This window comes from Actinocorallia libanotica (assembly GCF_039525175.1).
Taxonomy (GTDB): Bacteria; Actinomycetota; Actinomycetes; order Streptosporangiales; family Streptosporangiaceae; genus Actinocorallia; species Actinocorallia libanotica.
Genome location: NZ_BAAAHH010000022.1, coordinates 36,212 through 58,525, shown reverse-complemented (window position 1 = coordinate 58,525; position 22,314 = coordinate 36,212). Strand labels below are relative to the sequence as shown.

Here is a 22,314-nt window from a genome sequence, read left to right as displayed (position 1 = left end):
GGATCAGTAGGCGGAGTCGACCGTGAGGCGGTTGGCGGCCTCCTGGATGCTGCCCGACAGCGACGGGTAGACGGTGAAGGTGTGCGCCAGCTGGTCGACGGTCAGGTGCTGCTGCACGGCCACGGCCAGGGTCATGATCAGCTCGCTGGCGCGCGGCGCGACGATCACGCCGCCCAGCACGATGCCGGTGGAGCGGCGGCAGAACAGCTTGATGAAGCCGTCCTCGAAGCCCTGCATCTTGGCCCGCGCGTTGGTGTCCAGCGGCAGCATGACGGTGCGGGCGTCGACCTCGCAGTTGTCGACCATCTGCTGGGTGACGCCGACCGAGGCGACCTCGGGGTCGGTGAAGATGTTGGAGCTGACCCAGCCGAGCTTCAGCGGCTGGACGGCCTCGCCGAGGGAGTGCCAGACCGCGATGCGGCCCTGCATCGCCGCCACCGAGGCCAGCGCGAGGACGCCGGTGCAGTCGCCTGCGGCGTAGATGTTGGGCACCGAGGTGCGGGACACCTTGTCGGTCTCGACGTAGCCGCCGGGGCCGAGTTTCACCCCCGCCTTCTCCAGCCCGATGCCGCGGGTGTTGGGGACCATGCCGACGGTCATCAGGCAGTGCGAGCCGTGGACCTTGCGGCCGTCCTCCAGGGTCACCACGACGCCGTCGCCGGAGCGCTCGACGGCGCCCGCGCGGGAGCGGCTCAGCAGGTTCATGCCGCGCCGCCGGTACACCTCCTCCAGCACGGAGGCGGCCTCGGCGTCCTGGGAGGGCAGGATGCGGTCGCGCGAGGAGACCAGGGTCACCTTCGAGCCCAGGCTCAGGTAGGCGCCGGCGAACTCGGCGCCGGTGACGCCGGAGCCGACCACGATCAGCTCCTCGGGCAGCTCGTCCAGGTCGTACAGCTGGCGCCAGGTGAGGATGCGCTCGCCGTCGGGCTCGGCGCCGGGCAGCACCCGGGGCGTCGCGCCGGTGGCGATGATGATCATGTCGGCCTCGATGCGGCGCTCGCCGACCACCACGGCGTGCGGGCCGTCCAGCCGCCCCTCGCCCCGGACGATCTTGACCTCCTCGTAGCCGAGCCGGTCGGCCACGTCGAAGGACTGGGCGCGGGCCAGGTCCTTCACCCGCTTGTTGATCACCGGCAGGTCCGCGGCGACGCCGCCCACCTCGCCGTCGGGGCCGCCGTCGAACCGCACGCCCAGCTGGGCGGACTCGCTGAGCACCGACATCCGCACGGAGGTCGCGATCAGGGTCTTGGACGGGACGCAGTCGTAGAGGACGCTCGCGCCGCCGGGCCCGTCCCGCTCCACGACGGTCACGTCCGCGCCCAGCCGCGCCGCGACGAGGGCGGCCTCGTAACCGCCCGGTCCTCCACCCAGAATGACGATACGCGTGCTCACAACGCCCATTCTTTCCTACAAAGGTCGATGGATGGGCCGGGTACGCTAGGTCATCGTGGCTCTGTATGCGGCGTACGCCTCCAACATGGACCCCGAGCAGATGGCTGAGCGGGCTCCCCATTCACCCCTGCGCGACACCGGCTGGCTCAAGGGCTGGCGGCTGACCTTCGGCGGTGCGGAGATCGGCTGGGAGGGCGCGCTGGCCACCGTGGTCGAGGACCCCGGAGGCGAGGTCTTCGTCGCGCTCTACGACGTGCCCGAGTGGGACGAGCAGGCCCTGGACGCCTGGGAGGGCCACGAGCTGGGCCTCTACACCAAGATCAGGGTGCGGGTGCAGACGCTCTTCGGCGAGGAGCTGGCCTGGATCTACGTGCTCGACGCCTACGAGGGCGGCCTGCCCTCGGCGCGGTTCCTCGGCATCATCGCCGACGCCGCGGAGAAGGCCGGCGCCCCCGAGCCGTACGTCAAGGAGCTGCGGGAGCGCCCCTGCGACACCCTCGGCACCGAGGCCTGAGCTGGAGGACTCTCCAAATCCGGGCCGGAAACGGCGGGAGAGTTCGGCGCGGATCGGCGGCGTACGCCCCCCTCGCGCCCCCTAGCCTGGGGGAGTGCTGAACAACCCGTATGAACTGGCCCGTGAGGCCGCAGCCGCGCTGACCGGGCGCACGTTCGAGAAGTTCGATGTGGCCCTCGTCATGGGCTCCGGATGGGTGCCGGCCGCGGACGTCATCGGCGAGCCGGAGTTCGAGCTGGCGTTCACCGACCTGCCGGGCTTCGCCGCGCCGGCCGTCCAGGGGCACGGCGGCAAGGTGCGCGCGGTGCGGGTCGGGGGGAAGAACGCGCTGGTCTTCCTCGGCCGCACCCACCTGTACGAGGGCAGGGGCGTGGACCCGGTGGTCCACGGCGTCCGCACGGCGCTGGCCGCCGGCGTCGAGACCGTCGTCCTGACGAACGCGGCGGGCGGCCTGCGTCCGGAGAAGCAGCGGGTCGGCGACCCGGTGCTCATCGCCGACCATCTGAACCTCAGCGGCGCCAACCCGCTGACCGGCACGTCCTTCCTCGACCTGACCGAGGTCTACTCCAGGCGGCTGCGGGCGCTGGCCAAGAGCGTCGAGCCGGAGCTGGACGAGGGCGTCTACGCGGCCTTCCGCGGCCCCACGTACGAGACGCCGGCCGAGATCCGCATGCTGCAGACGCTGGGCGCCGACCTCATCGGCATGTCCACGGTCCTGGAGGCGATCGCGGCGCGCGAGGGCGGCGCGGAGGTCCTGGGCCTCTCCCTGGTGACGAACATCGCGGCGGGCCTGTCGGACGCCCTGCTGGACCACGAGGAGGTGCTGGCGGCCGGGCTCGCCGCCGCCGAGCGCATGGGCCGCCTGCTGGTGACGGTGGTGGAGCGCCTGTGAACCTGCGGGAACACGCCGAGGCGTGGCTCGCCCAGGACCCGGACCCGGTCACCCAGGCCGAGCTCGGCCTGATCCTGGAGAGCGGGGACACCGCGGCGCTGGCCGACAGGTTCGGCTCCGCGCTGGAGTTCGGCACCGCCGGGCTGCGCGGCGAGCTGGGCGCGGGGCCCAACCGGATGAACCGGGTGACGGTCATGCGGGCGGCGGCCGGGCTGGGCCGCAGGCTGCTGGACGGGGGAGAGGCCCGGGGCCGGGCCGTCATGATCGGCTACGACGCGCGGCACGGCTCCCACCGGTTCGCGCTGGACTCCGCGGCGGTGCTGTCGGGCATGGGGGTGCGCGCCTGGCTGCTGCCGGGGCCGCTGCCCACGCCCGTGCTGGCGTACGCGGTGCGCCACCTGGCGGCCGACGCCGGGGTCATGGTCACCGCGAGCCACAACCCGCCGGGCGACAACGGCTACAAGGTCTACTGGGGCGACGGCTCGCAGATCGTGCCGCCGGTGGACGAGGAGATCGCCGTCCGGATCGCGGCGGTGGGGCCGGTGAACGAGCTGCCGCTGGGCACCGCGCCCGGCCGCGCCCGCGACCCGGAGGAGGCGACCTGGAAGGTGCTCGGCGACGAGATCGTCCAGGCCTACCTGGAGGCGCTGCGCCAGATCCCGCTGGGGGACGCGCGGGACGTGCGGGTGGCCTACACGCCGCTGCACGGGGTGGGCGCGGCCACGGCGCTGCGGGCGTTCATGGAGTTCGGGTTCGCCGCCCCGCTGGTGGTGCCCGAGCAGTGCCTGCCCGACCCGGACTTCCCCACGGTCGCCTTCCCCAACCCGGAGGAGCCGGGGGCGATGGACCTGGTGCTGGAGCTGGCCGGCCGGGTCGGCGCGGACCTGGCGCTGGCCAACGACCCGGACGCCGACCGGTGCGCGGTGGCCGTCCCGCTGCCCGGCGGAGGCTGGCGCCTGCTCACCGGCGACGAGGTCGGCGGCCTGCTGGCCGAGCACGTGCTGCGCCGCACCGAGGGCGACGACCGGCTGGTGGCCACCACGATCGTCTCCTCCTCGCTGCTGGGCCGGATCGCCGAGGCCCACGGGGTGCACTACGCCGAGACGCTCACCGGCTTCAAGTGGATCATGCGGGCGGGCTCGCCCACCCACCGGCTCGTCTTCGGCTACGAGGAGGCGCTGGGCTACAGCCTCGGCGGCGACCGCGGCCTGCCGGTCCACGACAAGGACGGCATCGGCGCGGCGCTGGCCGTGGCGGCGCTGGCCGCGGAGGCGGGACGCGACGGCCGGACGCTGCTGGACCTCCTGGACGACCAGGCGCGGCGCTTCGGCGTGCACGCCACCGGCCAGCTGTCGGTGCGGGTCGCCGACAAGGCGCTGATCGACGGGGCGATGGCGGCGCTGCGCCGGGACCCGCCCGCCGAGCTGGGGGGCCGCGCGGTGACGCGGGTCGACGACCTGGCCCTGGGCGTGGACAACCTGCCGCCCACCGAGGGGCTGCGGTTCCGCCTGGCGGGCGGCGCCCGGGTGGTGATCCGCCCTTCGGGCACCGAACCCAAGCTCAAGTGCTACCTGGAGGCCGTCGTCCCGGTGGAGGGCGACGACGTCGCGGCCGCCCGCCAGGCGGCCGCCGCCGACCTGGAGGCCCTGCGGACGGCGATGGCGGCCTACCTGCCCGCCTAGTCCCGGGTGCTCGTACGGCCCAGGGCCCGGTTGCGGAAGGTGATCCGCAACCGGGCCCGATGCCTTCACCCGTCAGGAGACGGGCGCGGGCGAGGCGGAGCGGGTCCGGTGGACGATCCCGGACGCCCAGAGGGCGACGGCGATGAAGAGGACCTGCTCGGGGACGCGGAACCACAGCGGTGTGGCCGGGTCGCCGTTCAGGGGGATCCCTTCGGCGGCGGCGTGGACGTTGGCCGGGAACATCAGGACGAACAGGATGGCGAGGCAGACGCCCGCCGCCGGGCGGGTCCGCGCCAGGACGAGGCCGAGCGCGCCGAGGAGCTCCAGCACCCCGGTCGCGTAGACCACGAAGCGGGGGAAGGGGACGTAGGGCGGGACCATCGCCACCATGTCGTCGTGGCCGGGCATCGCCGTGACGCTCTCCGGCAGGAAGTGCGCGAGGCCGGTGAAGAAGAGCATGACGGCCAGGCCGTGGGCGGCGCAGGCGCGCGGGTCGGCGAACCTGCCGACGCCGAGCGCGCCGAGGAGGCGGAAGCCCAGCGCGGGGACCGCGAGCAGCAGAAGAGTCGTGAACATGAGGCTCCTTCCGGGTGCGGGATCGCTAAGGTAGTGATTGACCAATAACTTTCGCCGGCAAAAAAAGGGAGGACGGGGCCGGCGGGGATCAGTCGGCGGACAGCCGCAGGCCGTTCCAGACGCGGTCTTCGAGCGGATAGCCCAGGGCCACCCAGGTGTTGATCATCATGCCGGAGGACATGAAGGCGGCGGTGGTCTCGGGGTCGCCGCCGAGCAGCAGGTGGAGGGTGTCGTAGAGCTCGTCCCAGTCGCGCCGGACGAGCCGTCCGAACTCCTCGTCGCCGCGCTGCTGGGCCTGGAAGGCGGCGACCTGGACCTGCATCTGCATCATCAGCAGGTCGGAGTCGGCGATCAGTGCGAAGTAGGCGGCGGCCAGGGCGCCGTACACCTGCTCCTGCGGCACCCCCTCGGCCGCCTCGGTGAAGGTGTCGCGGGTCCGGACGAGGCAGAGCCGCGTCGCGGCCAGGAAGATGGCGCGCTTGTTGGGGAAGAGGCGGAAGAGGTAGGGCTGGGAGACCCCGGCCCGCCGGGCGATGGACTCGGTGGAGGTGCCCTCGTAGCCGCCGCGGGCGAACTCGCTCATCGCCGCGGCGATCACTGAACGGCGGCGCTCCTCCGCGCTCATCCTCGGGCTCATGCCAGGAAGGTTAGTGACTGATAACTAACTATGCAAGGGGGTTCCTCAGAAGTCTCCGCCGCCGAAGTCCCCGAAGCCACCGCCGCCGCCGAAGTCGCCGAAGCCGCCACCGCCGCCGAAGTCCCCGAAGCCGCCGCCGTGGTCGACGGTGCCGTAGCCCATGCCGCCGAAGCCGCCGCCCCACATCGAGCCGATCGCGGTGCCGATGAGGATGGAGTTGAGCATGCCGAACCCGCCGTAACCGGCGTAGTAACCGCCCGCGTAGGGGGCCCACTGCGGGCCGGCCTCCCAGTACGGGCGGCGCTGCCCGGCCACCTCGACCATGCGGGCCTCGGGGTCGGCGCCGTGCTCCACCCGTTCGGCGTCCGCGGCGCAAGCCGGCACCTCGCGGGCCTGGCCGCCCATGGGGGCCCACAGCACATCGCGGACGGACGGGCCGTGCTGGGGGTTGAAGAAGCAGGGCGGGCGGCGTTCGGGCACAGGTTCGCCCGCCTGCCGGGCCCGGACGGCGACCATGTAGTAGCGTCCGTCCTCCAGGGCGTGGGTGACTTGCTCCATGTCCTCGGACGTGCGGGCGGACTGCGTGGCGGCCTTCGCGCGGTCGTAGGAGTCCAGGGCGCGCACGTAGTCGTCCTTGGCGGCCGGATCGACCTTCGGGTTCTTCAGGTCGAGGTCGAGTGCCGCGATGTCCTCGCCGAGCCGGGTGACGTCCTCCTCCACCCCCTGCTTGAGCTCCTGCAGCTGCCGCTGCTCGTCCCGGGCCCGGCGGCGCCTGCTCGCCCTGACGTAGAAGAACCCGCCGACCACCAGGATCAGCAGCACGCCGAGGAACCCGTAGGTGAGCGCGCTGCTGGCGGTGGAGGGCCGCTGGCCGGAGGCGACGTTCACCGAGTCCACGAAGGAGACCAGCCCGTCGGCGGGCTGACCCCGGTGCTCGCTGGCGGCCTCCGAGGCGAGCCGCCCCGCCTCCCCGCGGCTCAGCCCGGTCTGCCCGAGCGAACCCGCGGCGAAGTGCCGTCCGGACAGCAGCCCGTACACCCCGGTGCTGCCCATGGCGTTGGCGATCTCGGCCAGGTACTGGTTGGAGGTCTGCGCGCTGCCCATGTCCCCGGTGACCACCAGGTACACCGGCGTCGGCGAGTCCTTGACCGCCTGTTTCACCCGCGCGACGCCCGCCGCGTCCAGTGTCGTCTGGCCGGGCGCGGCATAGAACCGCTCGCTCCGCAGCGCCGAGATGACCGACGGGTCCGGCTGCGCCGCCGCCCGCGCGTGCACACCCCCGACGGGCAGGAGTGCCGCGATCAGGGCGATGAGCAGAGAGAACACCCGCGTGAGCGCCATATGTCCATGTTGCTCGGTTTTGTCCTGTTCAATCCTGGGCGGACGTCAAAGCCGGGTATGCCTGGTCACAGAAGGCGGCTCTGACCGCTCAGGAGGCCTTCGGGGACAGGCGGGCGGCGCGGGTGAGGAGATGGCGGCGTTCCGGGGCGCTGAGGGCGCGGTGGGCGGCGGCGCGGTAGGCGGAGGCGGCCTCGGTGAGGTCGCCTTGCAGCTCCAGGAGGTGGGCGCGGGTGGCGAGGAGGCGGTGGCCGCGGGACAGGCGGGCGTCGGCCTCCAAAGCCGCGAGCAGCTCCAGCGCGGGGGCGGGGCCGTGGACCATGGCGACGGCGACGGCGCGGTTGAGCGAGGTGACCGGGTTGGGGGCGATCTTCTCCAGCAGGTCGTACAGGCCCAGGATCTGGGGCCAGTCGGTGGCGGAGGGGTCCGCGGCCTCGGTGTGCACCCCGGCTATGGCGGCCTGGAGCTGGTAGGGGCCGAGGGGGGAGGCGCCGCCCAGGGCGCGGGTCAGGAGGGCGGCGGCCTCGTCGACCAGGGCGCGGTCCCAGCGGGAGCGGTCCTGCTCGGACAGGGGCACCAGGGAGCCGTCGGGGGCGGTGCGGGCGGGGCGGCGGGCGTCGGCGAAGAGCATCAGGGCGAGCAGGCCCAGGACCTCCGGGTCCTCGGGGAGGGCGCGGCGCAGCAGGCGGGTGAGGCGGATGGCCTCCCCCGACAGCGAGGGGGCGGTCAGGGAGTCGCCGTCCGAGGCCGTGTAGCCCTCGTTGAAGATCAGGTAGAGGACGTGCAGCACCTCCGCGAGCCGCTCCGCCCGCTCGGCCGCCTCCGGCGGGCGGAAGGGCAGGTTCGAGGTCCTGATGCTCTGCTTGGCGCGGCTGATCCGCTGGGCCATCGTCGGTTCGGGGACCAGGAAGGCGGCGGCGATCTGCGCGGTGCTCAGGCCGCCCACCGCGCGCAGGGTCAGGGCGATGCGGCTCGGCGTGGACAGCGCCGGATGGCAGCACAGGAAGAGCAGCGTCAGGGAGTCGTCGCGGTCGGTCTCCGGGTCGGCGTCCGCGGGGCGGGCGAGCAGCTCCGACTGCGGCGTGGCCAGGACGACGCGGTCCTCGCGGAGCCTGCGGGAGCGCTCGGCCCGCACCTGGTCCACCAGCCTGCGGGAGGCCACGGTGACCAGCCAGCCGCGCGGGTTGTCCGGAACGCCCTCGGCGGGCCAGCTCAGCGCGGCGGCCAGCAGCGCCTCCTGGACCGCGTCCTCGCACAGGTCGAACCCGCCGTACCGGCGGACGAGCGCCACGAGGACCTGCGGCGCCAGCTCGCGCAGCAGGTCCTCGACGCCGGGGGCGCCGCTCACGCGTCCGCCGGGGCCTCGTGCAGGACCGGCCAGAACTCCACCGCGTCCTGGTCGGCGGAGGGGATCTCCGCCGCGATCTGCAGCGCCCGCTCCTCGCTCTCGCAGTCCAGCAGGTAGAAGCTGGCCATGTACTCCTTGGTCTCCAGGTAGGGGCCGTCGGTGACGGCCGGGGCGCCGTTCTCCCGGCGCACCAGCCGGGCGTTCACCGCGTCCGCCAGCCCGTACGCGCCCACCAGCTCGCCGGTCTCGCGGTACTTCCGGTTGAACGCGTCCTGCCTGGCGATCGCCTCGGGCCACTCCTCCGCCGGAATCGAGTCCCACTTCTCCTGGTTCCCGTAGATCATCAGCAGGTACTTCATCGCGGTGGCCTTCCTCTCGGCGCGCCCCTCCGGCGCGCTCTCACCCCTGAGTCGGAGCCGTCCGGCCCGGCTCGACATCCCTCACGGAATTCTTTCAAGATCTTTTCGCCCGGACGGCCGAACGGCCGAACGCCCGGGTCCCGAACGCCCGGGTCCCGAACGCCCGGGTCCCGGACGGCCGGGTCCCGGACGGCCGAAGGCCGGAGGTCCCGTGCGGGGAGCACGGGCCTCCGGCCTTCGCGGACAGGACGGGGGAGCCGTCAGTCCTTGATCTCGCAGATGGCGGCGCCGCTGGTGACGGTCTGGCCGACCTCGGCGGCCAGACCCGTGATGGTGCCGGCCTTGTGGGCGGTCAGGGGCTGCTCCATCTTCATGGCCTCCAGGACCACGACGGTCTCGCCTTCGGCGACGGCCGCGCCGTCCTCGACGAGGATCTTGACGATGGTGCCCTGCATGGGGGAGACCAGGGAGTCGCCGCTGGCGGCCGCGGCGGCGCCCTTCTTCTTGCCGCCGCGCTTGGGGGCGGCCTTGCCGGCGGCCGGAGCCGCGGCGCCCGCGCCCAGGCCGGAGGGCAGCACGACCTCCAGGCGCTTGCCGCCGACCTCGACGACGACCTTCTCCCGCTCGCCGGCCTCATCGGCCTCGGCGGCCGGACCGGCGTACGGCTCGATCTTGTTGTCGTACTCGGTCTCGATCCAGCGGGTGTGGACCGAGAACGGGGCGTCGGTGTACGCGGGCTGGGTGAGGATGTCCCGGTGGAAGGGGATCACCGTGGGCATGCCCTCGATGCCGTACTCCGCCAGCGCCCGGCGGCCCCGCTCGATGGCCTGCTCGCGGGTGGCGCCGGTGACGATCAGCTTGGCGACCAGGGAGTCGAACGACTGCGGCACCGTCTGGCCCGCGACGTAGCCGGAGTCCAGGCGCACGCCGGGCCCGGTCGGGATCTCCATCGCGGAGATGGTGCCCGGGGCGGGCAGGAAGCCGCGTCCGGCGTCCTCGGCGTTGATGCGGAACTCGATGGAGTGGCCGCGGATCTCCGGGTCGCCGTAGCCCAGCTCCTCGCCGTCGGCGATGCGGAACATCTCGCGGACCAGGTCGATGCCGGTGACCTCCTCGGTGACCGGGTGCTCGACCTGCAGGCGGGTGTTGACCTCCAGGAAGGAGATCGTGCCGTCCTGGCCGACGAGGAACTCGCACGTGCCCGCGCCGACGTACCCGGCCTCCTTCAGGATCGCCTTGGAGGAGGAGTACAGCAGCTCCAGCTGGGCGTCGCTGAGGAACGGCGCGGGGGCCTCCTCCACCAGCTTCTGGTGGCGGCGCTGCAGCGAGCAGTCGCGGGTGGAGACCACGACGACGTTGCCGTGCCTGTCGGCCAGGCACTGGGTCTCGACGTGGCGGGGCTTGTCGAGGTAGCGCTCGACGAAGCACTCGCCGCGGCCGAACGCGCCGACGGCCTCGCGGACCGCCGACTCGTACAGCTCGGGCACCTCTTCCAGGGCGCGGGCGACCTTCAGGCCGCGCCCGCCGCCGCCGAACGCCGCCTTGATCGCGATGGGGAGGCCGTGCTCCTTGGCGAACGCGACGACCTCGTCGGCGCCCGAGACCGGGTCGGCGGTGCCCGCCACCAGCGGGGCGCCGACCTTCTGCGCGATGTGCCGGGCCTGGACCTTGTCGCCCAGGGAGGTGATCGCGGCCGGGGGCGGCCCGATCCAGATGAGCCCGGCGTCGGTGACGGCCTGGGCGAAGTCGGCGTTCTCCGACAGGAACCCGTAGCCCGGGTGGACCGCGTCGGCGCCGGAGTCGGAGGCGATCTTGAGCAGCTTCTCGACGTTCAGGTACGACTCGGCGGCGGTCTGCCCGCCCAGCGCGTACGCCTCGTCGGCGACGCGCACGTGCAGGGCGTCGAGGTCCTGCTCGCTGTAGACCGCGACGCTGCCCAGCCCCGCGTCCCGGCAGGCACGCGCGACCCGCACCGCGATCTCGCCCCGGTTGGCGATGAGAACTTTCCGCAACGTACGACTCCGTCCATGAGAACCGTCTGAGGGATCACCCCTGACCCGACCCGTCGAAACGCGAGTTTAGGGAATCGGATTTTCCGCTGCATAATCGCCTCCTTATTTCGGGGCTTCTGCAGGTGACTCAGGGGGTTCACGACGTTTTGGCCGGATGCGGACGTCCCGGTCCCGCCCTGTCGTGGCCGAAGTGGTGTGAGCTGTGGGAGGTACACCGGCAATCCGGCTCGACGAGCGAGAGGACGACCCATGGGTGCGGACCGCAGAGGCGGCAACATCGGCCAGATGGAAGAACTCGCCCGCCTGTTCTCCCGGCACTCCAAGAACCTCGACGCCCTCATCAAGGACCTCAACGGCCGCACCGTCGGCTCCACCGAGATCTGGTGGGGCCCCGGCGCCGACCGCTTCCGCACCGCCTGGGCCGAGGCCAAGAGCGCCTTCGACAAGATGGCCCTCGCCCTCGAAGAAGGCGCCACCGACGTCCGCCGCTCCCAGCAGAACATCGAAGCCGCCACCCGCTGACGCCCCAGAGGCTCAGCGGCCTCCTGACGGCTCAGCGGCGTTCTGACGGCCCGGGGCGTCTTGGCGTCCTGACAGCCTGGAGCGTCCTGACGGCCTGAAGCGTCCTGACGGCTCGGAGGCGTCGTGGTGGCGGAGGTTCCTGACGGTCGGAGACTTCGTGGTGGCAGGGGCGTTCTGACGGCTTGGAGCGTTCTGTCCGCGATCCGGCCCGGGCGGGTGCGGTCGCTCCCCTCGGAAGCGGCGGGGAGGGTCAGGGGATGATCTCGCGGATGGTCATGCCCATGCCCGCGTAGCGGGCGGGGAGGGCGGTGCAGACCGGCCGGCCCTCGGGGGAGTCCGCCTTGGGGCGGGCCTCGAAGGCGGCGTGGGCGAAGGCCCAGTCGACGCCGCTCTCCAGGAGCTCGCCGAGGCAGTGCCCCTCGACGCCGCCCAGGGGCAGGAACCGGAGCTTGTCCAGGGTCAGGAGGAACTCGCCGAGGCGGGGGCGGCGCGCGGTCGCGGCGGCCAGGCAGAGGGCGGGCACCAGCAGCGGCCGGCCGGGCTCCTTGGCGGCCTCGACCATGATCTGCGCCATGTGGCGGCTGCCCATCGCGGCGAGCGCCGTGTGGTCCAGGATGTGCGGGATCACCGGCGCTCCGCGTCGGCGGGGATCTCCGCGGCCGGGGTGCCCTCGGCGAGCCAGCGCTCCCAGTCGGCGCGGGTGCCCCGGGGGTCGACGTTCGCGCGGTACTCGGCGAGCAGGAAGTCGTACAGCCGCCGCCGCTGCTCCTCCAGCTCCGCCAGATCCGGCTCGGCGGGCCGGCCGAAGGCGCTCTCCAGCAGCTCCTGCACGGAGATCCCCCGCTCCGCGGCGAGCCCGGCGAGATGCCGGCGCATCCGTTCGTCGATCTGGAAGGACGAGGCCTCGAGACGGTCCATCCCGCGAGTGTAAGCGCCCTCTCTTCGCTCTACGCGTTCTTTGCGATACCCAAAGTCACGACCCGCCCTTCCGGCCAACGACTCGCTCTTCCGGCTACGACTCGGCCTTCCGGCCATGGGCCGGTCTCCTGGTCACGGTTGGCCTTCAGGTCAACGAGCCGTCTCCCGGCCGCGGGCCGGTCTTCCGGTCACGACTCGGTCTCCCGGCCAACGACTCGCCCTTCCGGCCACGGCTCGCCCTTCCGGCCACGGCTCGGCCTTCCGGCCATGGGCCGGTCTCCTGGTCACGGTTGGCCTTCAGGTCAACGAGCCGTCTCCCGGCCACGGACCGGTCTCTCGGCCACGGGCCGGTCTTCCGGCCGTGGGCCGGTTTTCCGGTCACGACTCGCCCTTCCGGGCATGGGTCAGTCTTCGGCGGGGGTCGGGGGGAGGGCGGCCTGGACGGGGGTGGGGGTGCCGGAGAGGATGAGGAGGCCGCGGCCCGGGGGGCCGGCGTAGGAGGCGTTGCGGGGGAGGCGGAGGCCGAAGAGCTCGCCGTCGTCGGGGGACTGGACGCCCAGGAGGAGGCCGGTGCGGGTCTTGCGGGCGTCGGCGATGAAGCCGCGGTAGCCGCGGCTGAGGTCCTCGGTGGTGCCGGCCAGGACGACGGCGTGCTCGCCGTCGCGGGCGCTGCGCAGCAGGGCCTGGACGGCGTCGCCGAGCTCGGTCTCGTCGATCAGCTCGGCGTCGTCCACCAGGACGGCGAAGCGGTGCTCGGCGGCGGTGAGCGCCTCGACCTCGGGCTCCTCGGCGGTGGAGTCCAGCACCGCCAGCACGCCGGGGACGCCGCGCAGCTCCCGCAGCGGAGAGCGGCGCGGCGTGATCACCAGCAGCGGCACGTCCCGTTCCAGCAGGCTGCGGGCGATGGTCGCCAAGGTGGTGGAGCGGCCCGAGCGGGGCGGCCCGGCCACGATGAAGGAAGGGCCCTCCTCCAGCAGGTCGACGCCGGCCGGGGAGAGGGTGTCGCCGCCCGCGCCGACCAGGCACCACAGCGGCGACGGCGGGCGGAAGTCCGGCCGCAGGGCCAGGGCCTCCTCGGAGGTGACGCGGGCGGGCAGCTCGTCCACCCGCAGCGGGCCCGGCAGCACCCGGCCGTAGCGGGCCGCCGCCGCTGCCGCGATCTCCTGCAGGGCGGCGACCTGGGCGGCGCCCGACGGGTCGCGGCCGAGGATGCCGATCTGCGACTCCAGGGTCGGCGCGTTCGGGGTGACGCGCAGGGCGCGCCCCGGCGGCATGTGGGCGGGGATGTGCGCGTCGGGCAGGCCCGCGTAGCCGTAGTCGGACGGGTCGGACATGCGCAGGATCAGCCGCCGGTCGAAGGCCATCGCCGCCTGGCCCGTCAGGCCCGTGCGGTCGCCGGTGAAGACGGCGCGCAGCCCGACCGCGGCGCCCTCCTGGAGCAGCCGCAGCAGCCCGGTGACCAGGCGCCCGTAGTCGTAGTGCTCGAAGGCGGCGGTGAAGCCCTCCCAGCGGTCCAGGAGGAGCACCGTCCAGGGCAGCCGCTCGCCCGCCGAGACGGTGGCGCGCTGCTCGGCCAGCGAGGCGAACCCCGCCTCGGCGAGCAGTTGCCGGCGCCGCCCCACCTCGGCGTTCAGCGCGTTCAGCAGCCGCTCGACCCGGTCGTGGGACTCGCGCGGGACGACGGCGCCGCAGTGCGGCAGCGCGGCCAGCGGGGCCAGCCCGCCGCCGCCGCAGTCGATCGCGTACAGGTGCACGTCGTAGGGGGTGCAGGAGGCGGCCAGCGCCCCGGCGAGCGAGCGCAGCGCCGTGGTGCGGCCCGACTGGGCGGAACCGGCGAGGTAGAGGTGGCCGTCCTGCTCCAGGTCCAGGGCGAGCGGCGCGCGGCTCTGCGCGGCGGGCAGGTCGGTGACGCCGAACTCCACGGGCGGCACCCGCACCACCGAGCCCCCGGCGGCGGGCCGCGGGGACAGCCCGACCGCGTCGGGCAGCGGGGTCAGCCACGGGCTCGGCTGGGGCGGGATCCCCGCCTTGCGCGCGGCCTCGGCGACCGCCCGCACCAGCACCGCGAGGTCGGTGACCTGCTCGTCCTGCTGGTCGGCGGGGACGGGCAGCGGATGGCCGAGCTGCGCCCAGCCGAGCGTCCGCGCCTCGGTGGGCCGGCCGCCGCCGCCGCGCCGCCCGCCGATCCGCGCCGACTGCACCGCCGCGACCGGGCCCGCGCCGGACTTCACGAAGCAGCGCCCCGGCGTCGCCTTGGCGATCCCGGACCCGACGGGCCCGTCCAGCACGTCGGTGGAGTCCTCGGGGTCGGTGACCCGCAGCGCGATCCGCAGGTTGGTGTTGGCGCGGATCTCGGCGGTCACCACCCCCGCGGGCCGCTGGGTGGCCAGGATGAGGTGCACGCCCAGCGAACGCCCCCTGCGCCCGATGTCCACCAGCCCGTCGACGAACCCCGGCAGTTCGGCCGCCATCGCCGCGAACTCGTCGATGACCAGCACCAGCCGCGGCAGCGCGGGCGGCTCCTCGCCCCGCGCGGCGTCCTGGGCGGTGCGGGCGGCCTGGTAGTCCTCGATGTCCTTGGCGCCGGCGCGGAGGAGCAGGTGCTCGCGGCGGCGCAGCTCGGCGGCGAGGGACTCCAGGGCGCGTTCGGTGAGGTGGCCGTCGAGGTCGGTGACCATGCCGACGGTGTGGGGGAGGGCGGCGCAGTCCTTGAAGGCGGCGCCGCCCTTGTAGTCGATGAGGACGAACGTCATCTCGTCCGGGCGGTTGCGCACCGCCAGGGCGGCGATGAGCGTCTGCAGCAGCTCGGACTTGCCGGCGCCGGTGGTGCCGGCGACGAGGCCGTGCGGCCCGTCGGCGCTCAGGTCGATCTCGAACGGGCCGCCGGAGCCCACGCCGACGGGCACCCGGGTGGCGCGCCCGCCGCGCCGCCAGCCGTCCAGGACGTGCGCGGCGGTGGGGTCGGGCATGCCGAGCAGGTCCAGCAGCCGGGCGGAGGCGGGCAGCGCCTCGGCGGTGTCCTCGCGGGAGACGTCCTTGATCGGCGCCAGCGCCCGGCCGAGCCGCCCGGCCCACTGCACGCCCACCCGGTCGGCCAGCACGGGGCCGAGCGCCTCCAGGCCGTGGCCGCGCAGCCGCAGGTGGTCGGCATCGGCCCAGGAGGCGACGACGGTGCACTCCTCGGGCAGCAGCCGCTCCTCGTCGTCCAGGCAGACGACGTGGACGCCGTACTCGTGGCCGTGCTTGAGCACCTGCGGCATGCCGGGCGCGCGCCGCAGGGAGCGCGCGCCGTCCAGGACGAGCAGGATGTTGTAGGGGACCTCGGCTCTGGGCCGTGCCGAGGCGTCGAAGGCGCTCTGCTGCCGCCCCCGCCGCCGCTCGGTGATCTTGATGGCGAGCTCGGTGATGCGTCCCGCGGTGCTCACCGGGTCGGCGCCGACCAGCGCCACGCACTCCTCGCCCTCGCGCGGCGCGCAGTGCGGCAGCCAGCGCACCCAGTTCCAGTGCTCCTCGGCCGCGTCGTCGGCGGCCAGCACCACGATCGACAGGTCGCGCGGGCTGTGCAGCGCCGCGGCCTGCCCGACCAGCCAGCGCGCGACCTCGCGGGAGCGCTCGCGCGGCCCGGTGAGCCCGAGGACGCCGTACTCGGTCATCGGCAGCGGCACCGGGACGCTGCGCGCGACGGGCGGCATCTCCTGCTCGCCGCGGGCGAGCGCCTCGCGGACGTCCTCCTCGGCGCCCTCCAGCTCGATGGCGGCGGGCAGGTCGGCGAGCCCGAGGCGCAGGTGGAGGGTGTCGGGGTCGCCCAGGCGGCGCTCCCACAGCCGCCGCCGGGGCCCGGTGGCGGTGAGCAGGACCTCGGCGGGGTCGGGATGGGCGGCCCGCCGGTCGCGTTCGTCGGCGCGCCGCAGCTCCTCCAGATCCTTGGAGAAATAGGCGGATTTAAGCTGGTATTCCTTGTAAGCCTTTTTGTAGGACTTCCTGCCGTACAGGCGGTCGCCGACCCACTCGGCGACCATCATCAGCGGCCAGGCGAGCGCGAAGAGCGCCCAGTACCACTGGCCCAGCACCCAGGCCATGACCAGCCCGAACACCGAGAAGAGCAGGGCGCCGAAAAGGCGCAGCCTTTCCCTTCCCTGTTTCTCCGGAAGGTGGGGCACCTTCATCCGCTTGGGCTGGTTCCGCGGCGCTATCCGGGGCGGCCGGTTGAACGCCATTCCCTGTGGAAGCGGTTCCAGATGGGTGTCGGGTGAACTGTTCGGCATCAGGGACAGAACGGAATTGCCGCAGACGAGTACCGCGCCTTGCGGCCATTCCCGTTCGCCGTCCAGCTCCTCGCCGTCCAGGGTCGCGCCGGGGGCGGCCCGCACCGTCGTGCCCGAGCGGCCCACCGTCACCGTGACCCCCGCGGAGAGGTGCGCGGCACCCGGCCCGAGCCGGTGCACCCGGCCCGCGTCGGGCCCGCCGACGACGCGCACCTCCACCAGCCCGTCGGGCTCGGACGTCAGCGTCGCCGGGACGGTGGCGGCGTCCAGCGTGATGATCGCGCCGTCGCGCAACTCCCGCGCGGCGCGGGCGGTGGGGTCGAGCATGCGCCCGTCCGCGTAGATCGCCTGCTGCAGGGAGACGACGTTGCGCTCCCCCGCGGAGGCCTGGTGCCCCGGCTGCGCCAGCAGCCCCGCCAGTGTCCGTGCCACGGCCGCCACCGAGGCGTCCGCGTCGCCGCTGACCAGGACGTCACGAGGGCCGGCGCCGTCCAGCGCCGTCAACGAGATCCGCACGCACCACTCCGCTTCGCCGGGGGACGGAAGGCCGGATCAAGAGTCCCACAGGAGCCGTGCGCGCGGGGGCCCCCGAACGCCGTCCTGTGGATCGTTCGGTGCGCGTCAGCGCACGTTCGGCCGCCAATAGGGCGTGTCAGCGCACGTCAGTCCGTGGATGAGGAGCCTTCCGGACGGCCGACTTCAGCACTCATGGCGAATCTGCGGTCAGACTCCAGTCAGATCAAACGTATCGGCGGTGGTCGTCGGTCCGGGAAACGGTGTTTGATCTCTGGGGAAAAGGGTAGCCGTGCCCTGCATGCACCTTGATCACGCACTTCGCACGCATATCCGGGGTACCATCGCGCCAAGCGCAGAAAACCGGTCAATTTCCTACACTCGGTTACGAGAGTGCGTCAGGTACTGGAATCCATTGACGTGACGTTGTCAAGACCGCAAGCATGGTCGCTCCGGCCGTTTTGCAGAGTGCTCGGATACCCCCCGGAGTGGCCAGAGCGATGAGGACCAGTCAGCCCAGTCAGCCGACCGGCACCAACAACACCGGCCCCCGCGGGCTCGGCACGGGCCTGGCGGCCTCCGCCGGACAGCGGCTCCCGGTGCCGCCGCGCGAGCGCAAGCCCGCCCTGGCGGCGCTGGCGGTGCTGCTCATCCTCGGCGGGGCGCTGGCCAGCGCCTACCTCGTCATCCAGAGCGGCGACCGGGTGTCGGCCATCGCGGTCGAGAGGGCGGTCGCCGCCGGGGAGCGCATCCCGGCCAACGCGCTCAAAGAGGTGTCCATCGGCGACACCGGCATCCCGTACGTGCGCTGGAGCGAACGCGACAAGGTGGCCCAGGCCTACGCCAAGGTGCCGCTCACCCCGGGCTCCCTGCTCACCAACAACATGGTGAGCGCCGAGCAGGCCACCACCACGGGACGGCTCGTCGTCGGCCTCTCGCTGAAGGCGGGCCAGGTGCCCAGCGAGGGCCTGCAGCCGGGCCAGACCGTCGCCCTGTACGCGGTCGGCGGGCGCGAGTCCGGCATCAAGGCCGGCACGCTCCTGGCGCCCGACGCCGTGGTGCGCAAGGTGGCGGGCTCGGACACCGGCGACTCCAAGCTGGTGAACACCACGAGGGCCTCCACCGAGGTCAGGGTCTCGGTCGAGGTGCTGCCCGAGCAGGCGCCCGCCGTCACCCAGGCCGCCTCGGCCGGGGACGTGGCGGTCGCGGTGGTCCCGCCGGGCACCACGGTGCCGGTGCCGCAGGCCAAGCCCCAGACCAAGACCAAGCCGGGCGGGTGAGCCGGTGGCACTGATCGCGCTGGCCGCCGACAAGGGCGCGCCCGGGGTGACCACCGCCGCGGTGGCCCTGGGCGCGGTCTGGCCCCGCCCCGTCATGGTCGCCGAGTGCGACCCGGCGGGCGGCGACCTCGTCTACCGCCTGCCCGGCGAGCACGGCATGCTCGACCCGGCCAAGGGCATGCTCTCGCTGGCCACCGAGGCCCGCCGCGGCCTGCGCCCCGAGCAGATCGCCCCGCACACCCAGCGGCTGGTCGGCGGCCTCGACGTGCTGGTCGGGCTGACCAACGCCGAGCAGTCCAAGGGCCTGGACTGGCTGTGGAGCCCGCTGGGCCGCTCGTTCGCGATCCTGCCGGGCGTGGACGTGCTCGCCGACTGCGGCAGGCTCGGGCCCGGTTCGGCGCCGCTGGACCTGCTGCGCGAGGCCGACCTCGTCGTCCTGGTCACCCACGCCACCCTGGAGCACGTCGCGCACCTGCGCGAGCGCCTCTCCCAGCTGTCGGCCGACCTGCCGCAGCAGCGCGCCAGGCTCGGCGTGGTGGTGGTCGCCGACCCGCGCGGCTACCGCGGCTCGCTGACCGAGGTCGAGCGGGTGCTGGCCCAGTCCAAACTGCCCGCCGCGGTGCTCGGCGGCCTGGCCTACGACCCCAAGGGCGCGCAGATGCTGCGCGGCGAGTGGGGCGGCAGGCTCGACAAGTCGCTGCTCATCCGCTCGGCGCGCGAGCTGGCCGGCAACCTGATGCAGCGGCCCGTGCTGGAGCGCCCGGCGCAGCAGGCCCCGTCCCCCTCGGTGGTCGCGGACCCGCGGCACGCCACCGGTCCCCAGGGCTTCGCCCGGCCGGATCCCCGGCAGTCGGGGTCGCACCAGATCATGGGCGAGCGGAGGGGGCGCTAGATGGACCACGTCCTGGTCAAGCGGCTGCGCCAGGAGGTCGGCGACCGGCTGGCCCACCAGCGCCGCCTCGACGCCGCCTCGGGCCTGCCGCCGATGTCGGCCGAGGACGAGCGGCAGTTCGCCCGCGCGCTCATCGCCCAGGTGCTGGAGGAGCACGCCCGCTCGGAGATCGGCTACGGGCGCCGCCCGCCGACCGCCGAAGAGGAGGAGGAGTACGCCGCCGGCATCCACGCCGCGCTGTTCGGCGTCGGCCGCCTCCAGCCGCTCCTGGAGGACCAGGAGATCGAGAACATCGACATCAACGGCTGCGACCGGGTGTTCCTGTCCTACTCCGACGGCCGCGAGGTGATGGCCGAGCCGGTCGCCGACTCCGACGAGGAGCTGGTCGAGCTCATCCAGATCCTCGCCGCCTACTCGGGCCTGTCCTCGCGCCCGTTCGACACCGCCAACCCGCAGCTGGACCTGCGGCTGCCCGACGGCTCCCGGCTCTCGGCCGTCATGGACGTCACCCAGCGGCCCGCGCTGTCCATCCGGCGCGCCCGCCTGGGCAAGGTGTTCCTGGACGACCTGGTCGGCAACGGCACGGTCTCGTCGGAGCTGGCGGCGTTCTTCCGCGCCGCGGTCGCCGCCCGCAAGAACATCATGATCTCCGGGGCCACCAACGCCGGCAAGACGACGCTGCTGCGCGCGGTCGCCAACGAGATCCAGCCGCACGAGCGGCTCATCACCGTCGAGCGCGCGCTGGAGCTGGGCCTGGAGCAGTTCCCCGAGCTGCACCCCAACGTGGTCGCCTTCGAGCAGCGGCTGCCCAACTCCGAGGGCCACGGCGCGATCTCGATGGCCGAGCTGGTGCGCCGCTCGCTGCGCATGAACCCCTCCCGGGTCATCGTCGGCGAGGTGCTGGGCGACGAGATCGTCACCATGCTCAACGCGATGACCCAGGGCAACGACGGCTCCCTGTCGACGATCCACGCCAACTCCTCGATGGAGGTCTTCAACCGCATCGCCACCTACGCGATCCAGTCCGAGGAGCGGCTGCCGATCGAGGCCACCCACATGCTCATCGCGGGCGCCATCGACTTCGTGGTCTTCATCGACAAGCGCAACGACTACCACCGGGGCGGGCGGCTGCGCCGGTTCGTCTCCAGCGTCCGCGAGGTGACCGGCTGCGACGGCCGCGTGCTGTCGTCGGAGATCTTCGCGCCCGACTCCGGCGGCCTGGCCAGGGTCCACGCGCCCATCGCCTGCGCCGACGAGCTCGCCGAGTTCGGCTACGACCGGGCCGGGGCGGTGGGGTGGTCGTGATCCTCGACCTGGACGTCCTCCTCGCCCTGTTCGCCGGCGGCGTCGCCGCGGCCGGGCTGGTGCTGCTGGTGATGGCGGTGCGCGGCATGCCAGCCCGGCCGGGCCGGCGCACCCCGCGCTCCCGCGAGGAGCTCATCAAGGCGGTCACCACCCGGACGGGCATCGCGATCATCGCCGGACTGGGGGCGCTGGTCGTCACCCGCTGGGTGGTGGTGGCGGCCGGCATCGCGCTGCTGGTGCTGGGCTGGGAGAGCGTGGCGGGCGGCGCGGCCGAGGAGCGCCGCTCCATGGCGCGGCTGGAGGGCCTGGCGTCCTGGGCGGAGTCGCTGCGCGACACCATCGCCGGCGCGGTCGGCCTGGAGCAGGCCATCCCCTCCTCGGTGAGGGCCGCGGCCCCGGCGCTGCAGCCGCCGCTGCGCGCGCTGGTCGACCGCATGCACACCCGGGTCCCGCTGCCCGAGGCGCTGCGCAGGTTCGCCGACGACCTCGATGACTCCTCGGCCGACCTCATCGTCGCGGCGCTGATCCTCAATGCGCGGCTGCGCGGGCCCGGCCTGCGCGAGATGCTCGGCGCGCTGGCCACCTCGGCCCGCACCGAGCTGGAGATGCGCCGCCGCGTGGCCGCCTACCGCGCCTCCACCCGCCGCAGCGTCCAGATCGTCGTGATCTTCTCGGTCGGCTTCGCGCTCGCGCTGACCGTCCTCAACCCCGGCTATGTGGCGCCCTACGGCACGTTCCTGGGCCAGGTCGTGCTGGCCGCGGTGGTCGGCCTGTACGCGCTCGGGTTCTTCTGGCTGCGCCGCCTCGCCAAGTTCCAGCTGCCGCAGCGGCTGCTGGGCGCGGCCGAGCCGGTCGCCGCCGAGGCGGAGCGGCCGCTGCGCGGCAGGGCCGCGATGGACGCGGGGGTGGGCCGGTGACCGGGGCGATGCTGGCCGGCGCCGTCGTCGGTCTGGGCCTGTTCACGCTGCTGCGCGCCCTCTTCCCGGCCCGCCGCGGCCTGCGGGCGCGGCTGTCGGAGTACGACGAGGCGGCACGGCGCGCCCAGCCCGGCAGGACGCCCGTGCGGCCCCCGGTCCCCGCCAAGCCCGCCAAGCAGGAAGAGGCGGAAGATAAACCGCCCAAGCGCACGGACAAGGTGCAGACGGAGCTGGGCCGCTCGCTGGCGCGGTTCTGCGAGGAGCGCGGCTGGGAGCTGCGCAGCACCCGCGCCGACCTGGCGATCCTGGGCCGCGACTACGAGACGTACCTGGCGAGCAAGGTGCTCACGCCGATCGTGGCGCTGGCCTTCACCCCGGTGTTCATGGTGCTGGTGATGTTCGCGGGCGGGATCTCGCTGAGCATCCCGCTGTGGGTGGGGCTGGCCTTCGCCGGCGTCGCGTTCTTCTTCCCCGACCTCCAGCTCAGGCAGGCCGCGGCCGAGGCCCGCGAGGACTTCCGGCACGTCGTCGGCGCGTTCCTCGACCTGGTCGCGATGAACCTGGCGGGGGGCCGCGGGGTGCCCGAGGCGCTGATGTCCGCCGCGCAGGTCGGCTCCGGCTGGCCGATGCTGCGCATCCGCGAGGCGCTGGCCAACGCGCGCATCGCCGGCATGACGCCCTGGCAGGCGCTGGGGGTGCTGGGCGAGGAGATCGACGTCGCGGAGCTGGCCGACCTGGCCTCCGCGCTGGCGCTGGTCGCCGACGACGGCGCCAAGGTGCGCCAGTCGCTCTCGGCGCGGGCGGGATCGATGCGCAGCCGGGAGATCTCCGCCATCGAAGGCAGGGCCGGACAGAACTCGCAGACCATGCTCATCGCCCAGCTCTCGTTCTGCCTGGGCTTCCTCGTCTTCCTGATCTACCCGTCGGCCGTCCAGGTCATCAGTTTCTAGGA

19 protein-coding genes are annotated in these 22,314 nt (G+C 73.5%); 9 read left to right on the top strand and 10 right to left on the bottom strand.

Annotated elements, in window-relative coordinates:
• Positions 1-3: 3 nt before the first annotated feature.
• Positions 4-1,392, bottom strand: coding sequence for an NAD(P)H-quinone dehydrogenase (locus ABD140_RS24345; RefSeq protein WP_344243272.1), 1,389 nt, complete (start codon positions 1,390-1,392; stop codon positions 4-6).
• Positions 1,393-1,447: 55 nt separating this feature from the next.
• Here ABD140_RS24345 and ABD140_RS24340 point away from each other — a divergent pair, with 55 nt between their 5' ends.
• The 3 genes from ABD140_RS24340 (at position 1,448) to ABD140_RS24330 (ending at position 4,480) form a co-directional block, all read left to right on the top strand.
• Entirely contained in the window at positions 1,448-1,906 is a 459-nt protein-coding gene (locus ABD140_RS24340; protein WP_344243271.1) for a gamma-glutamylcyclotransferase family protein, read from the top strand.
• 94 nt (positions 1,907-2,000) lie between these two features.
• On the top strand, positions 2,001-2,798 hold the full coding sequence (locus ABD140_RS24335) for a purine-nucleoside phosphorylase (RefSeq protein WP_344243270.1): 798 nt from the start codon (positions 2,001-2,003) through the stop codon (positions 2,796-2,798).
• Positions 2,795-4,480: a phospho-sugar mutase gene (locus tag ABD140_RS24330; RefSeq protein ID WP_344243269.1), complete on the top strand. Its 1,686-nt coding sequence runs from the start codon at positions 2,795-2,797 to the stop codon at positions 4,478-4,480. The genes ABD140_RS24335 and ABD140_RS24330 overlap by 4 nt, the downstream gene beginning before the upstream one ends.
• A gap of 72 nt (positions 4,481-4,552) precedes the next feature.
• Here ABD140_RS24330 and ABD140_RS24325 read toward each other — a convergent pair whose 3' ends face one another.
• The 6 genes from ABD140_RS24325 to ABD140_RS24300 all read right to left on the bottom strand — a co-directional run bounded on the left by ABD140_RS24325 (position 4,553) and on the right by ABD140_RS24300 (position 10,750).
• Positions 4,553-5,056 carry a DoxX family protein gene (locus ABD140_RS24325; protein WP_344243268.1) on the bottom strand — a complete coding sequence of 168 codons (504 nt, stop codon included), beginning with the start codon at positions 5,054-5,056 and terminating at the stop codon, positions 4,553-4,555.
• Positions 5,057-5,144: 88 nt separating this feature from the next.
• The gene (locus ABD140_RS24320) at positions 5,145-5,693 is read right to left on the bottom strand and encodes a TetR/AcrR family transcriptional regulator (RefSeq protein ID WP_344243267.1); all 549 of its coding nucleotides are present in this window, start codon (positions 5,691-5,693) and stop codon (positions 5,145-5,147) included.
• A gap of 45 nt (positions 5,694-5,738) precedes the next feature.
• On the bottom strand, positions 5,739-7,034 hold the full coding sequence (locus ABD140_RS24315; RefSeq protein ID WP_344243266.1) for a hypothetical protein: 1,296 nt from the start codon (positions 7,032-7,034) through the stop codon (positions 5,739-5,741).
• Between the two features lie 88 nt (positions 7,035-7,122).
• A complete protein-coding gene (locus ABD140_RS24310) occupies positions 7,123-8,379 on the bottom strand; it encodes an RNA polymerase sigma factor (protein WP_344243265.1) in 1,257 nt (418 codons plus the stop codon).
• Positions 8,376-8,738 carry a YciI family protein gene (locus ABD140_RS24305; RefSeq protein WP_344243264.1) on the bottom strand — a complete coding sequence of 121 codons (363 nt, stop codon included), beginning with the start codon at positions 8,736-8,738 and terminating at the stop codon, positions 8,376-8,378. The genes ABD140_RS24310 and ABD140_RS24305 overlap by 4 nt, the downstream gene beginning before the upstream one ends.
• Before the next feature lie 260 nt (positions 8,739-8,998).
• Positions 8,999-10,750 (bottom strand): acetyl/propionyl/methylcrotonyl-CoA carboxylase subunit alpha, encoded by a 1,752-nt coding sequence (locus ABD140_RS24300; RefSeq protein WP_344243263.1) that lies wholly within the window; start codon positions 10,748-10,750, stop codon positions 8,999-9,001.
• Between the two features lie 249 nt (positions 10,751-10,999).
• Here ABD140_RS24300 and ABD140_RS24295 point away from each other — a divergent pair, with 249 nt between their 5' ends.
• On the top strand, positions 11,000-11,272 hold the full coding sequence (locus ABD140_RS24295) for a WXG100 family type VII secretion target (RefSeq protein ID WP_344243262.1): 273 nt from the start codon (positions 11,000-11,002) through the stop codon (positions 11,270-11,272).
• 250 nt (positions 11,273-11,522) lie between these two features.
• Here the strand turns inward: ABD140_RS24295 and ABD140_RS24290 are convergent, their stop codons facing one another.
• The 3 genes from ABD140_RS24290 to ABD140_RS24280 form a co-directional block, all read right to left on the bottom strand.
• The gene (locus ABD140_RS24290) at positions 11,523-11,900 is read right to left on the bottom strand and encodes a PIN domain-containing protein (protein ID WP_344243261.1); all 378 of its coding nucleotides are present in this window, start codon (positions 11,898-11,900) and stop codon (positions 11,523-11,525) included.
• Positions 11,897-12,190: a hypothetical protein gene (locus ABD140_RS24285; RefSeq protein ID WP_344243260.1), complete on the bottom strand. Its 294-nt coding sequence runs from the start codon at positions 12,188-12,190 to the stop codon at positions 11,897-11,899. Before ABD140_RS24285 ends, ABD140_RS24290 begins: the two co-directional genes overlap by 4 nt.
• Positions 12,191-12,594: 404 nt before the next feature.
• Positions 12,595-16,971: an FtsK/SpoIIIE domain-containing protein gene (locus tag ABD140_RS24280; RefSeq protein WP_344243259.1), complete on the bottom strand. Its 4,377-nt coding sequence runs from the start codon at positions 16,969-16,971 to the stop codon at positions 12,595-12,597.
• A gap of 497 nt (positions 16,972-17,468) precedes the next feature.
• Between ABD140_RS24280 and ABD140_RS24275 the strand changes: the two genes are divergently transcribed.
• Genes ABD140_RS24275 through ABD140_RS24255 form a run of 5 tightly spaced genes read left to right on the top strand, consistent with a single transcriptional unit; the run spans position 17,469 to position 22,312 of the window.
• Positions 17,469-18,248: a CpaB family protein gene (locus ABD140_RS24275; RefSeq protein WP_344243258.1), complete on the top strand. Its 780-nt coding sequence runs from the start codon at positions 17,469-17,471 to the stop codon at positions 18,246-18,248.
• Positions 18,249-18,252: 4 nt separating this feature from the next.
• Positions 18,253-19,140: a CpaE/TadZ family protein gene (locus tag ABD140_RS24270; protein ID WP_344243257.1), complete on the top strand. Its 888-nt coding sequence runs from the start codon at positions 18,253-18,255 to the stop codon at positions 19,138-19,140.
• Positions 19,141-20,445, top strand: coding sequence for a TadA family conjugal transfer-associated ATPase (locus ABD140_RS24265; protein WP_344243256.1), 1,305 nt, complete (start codon positions 19,141-19,143; stop codon positions 20,443-20,445). It begins immediately after the preceding gene.
• Positions 20,436-21,362: a type II secretion system F family protein gene (locus ABD140_RS24260; RefSeq protein WP_344243255.1), complete on the top strand. Its 927-nt coding sequence runs from the start codon at positions 20,436-20,438 to the stop codon at positions 21,360-21,362. Before ABD140_RS24265 ends, ABD140_RS24260 begins: the two co-directional genes overlap by 10 nt.
• Complete coding sequence (locus tag ABD140_RS24255; RefSeq protein ID WP_344243254.1) at positions 21,359-22,312, top strand: type II secretion system F family protein; 954 nt, start codon at positions 21,359-21,361, stop codon at positions 22,310-22,312. The genes ABD140_RS24260 and ABD140_RS24255 overlap by 4 nt, the downstream gene beginning before the upstream one ends.
• Positions 22,313-22,314 lie beyond the last annotated feature (2 nt).

Bases quoted from the DNA above. Each gene is read 5' to 3' on its own strand.
- ABD140_RS24325 (WP_344243268.1), bottom strand. From the start codon at position 5,056: ATGTTCACGACTCTTCTGCTGCTCGCGGTCCCCGCGCTGGGCTTCCGC.
- ABD140_RS24320 (WP_344243267.1), bottom strand. From the start codon at position 5,693: ATGAGCCCGAGGATGAGCGCGGAGGAGCGCCGCCGTTCAGTGATCGCC.
- ABD140_RS24315 (WP_344243266.1), bottom strand. From the start codon at position 7,034: ATGGCGCTCACGCGGGTGTTCTCTCTGCTCATCGCCCTGATCGCGGCA.
- ABD140_RS24305 (WP_344243264.1), bottom strand. From the start codon at position 8,738: ATGAAGTACCTGCTGATGATCTACGGGAACCAGGAGAAGTGGGACTCG.
- ABD140_RS24295 (WP_344243262.1), top strand. From the start codon at position 11,000: ATGGGTGCGGACCGCAGAGGCGGCAACATCGGCCAGATGGAAGAACTC.
- ABD140_RS24285 (WP_344243260.1), bottom strand. From the start codon at position 12,190: ATGGACCGTCTCGAGGCCTCGTCCTTCCAGATCGACGAACGGATGCGC.
- ABD140_RS24275 (WP_344243258.1), top strand. From the start codon at position 17,469: ATGAGGACCAGTCAGCCCAGTCAGCCGACCGGCACCAACAACACCGGC.
- ABD140_RS24265 (WP_344243256.1), top strand. From the start codon at position 19,141: ATGGACCACGTCCTGGTCAAGCGGCTGCGCCAGGAGGTCGGCGACCGG.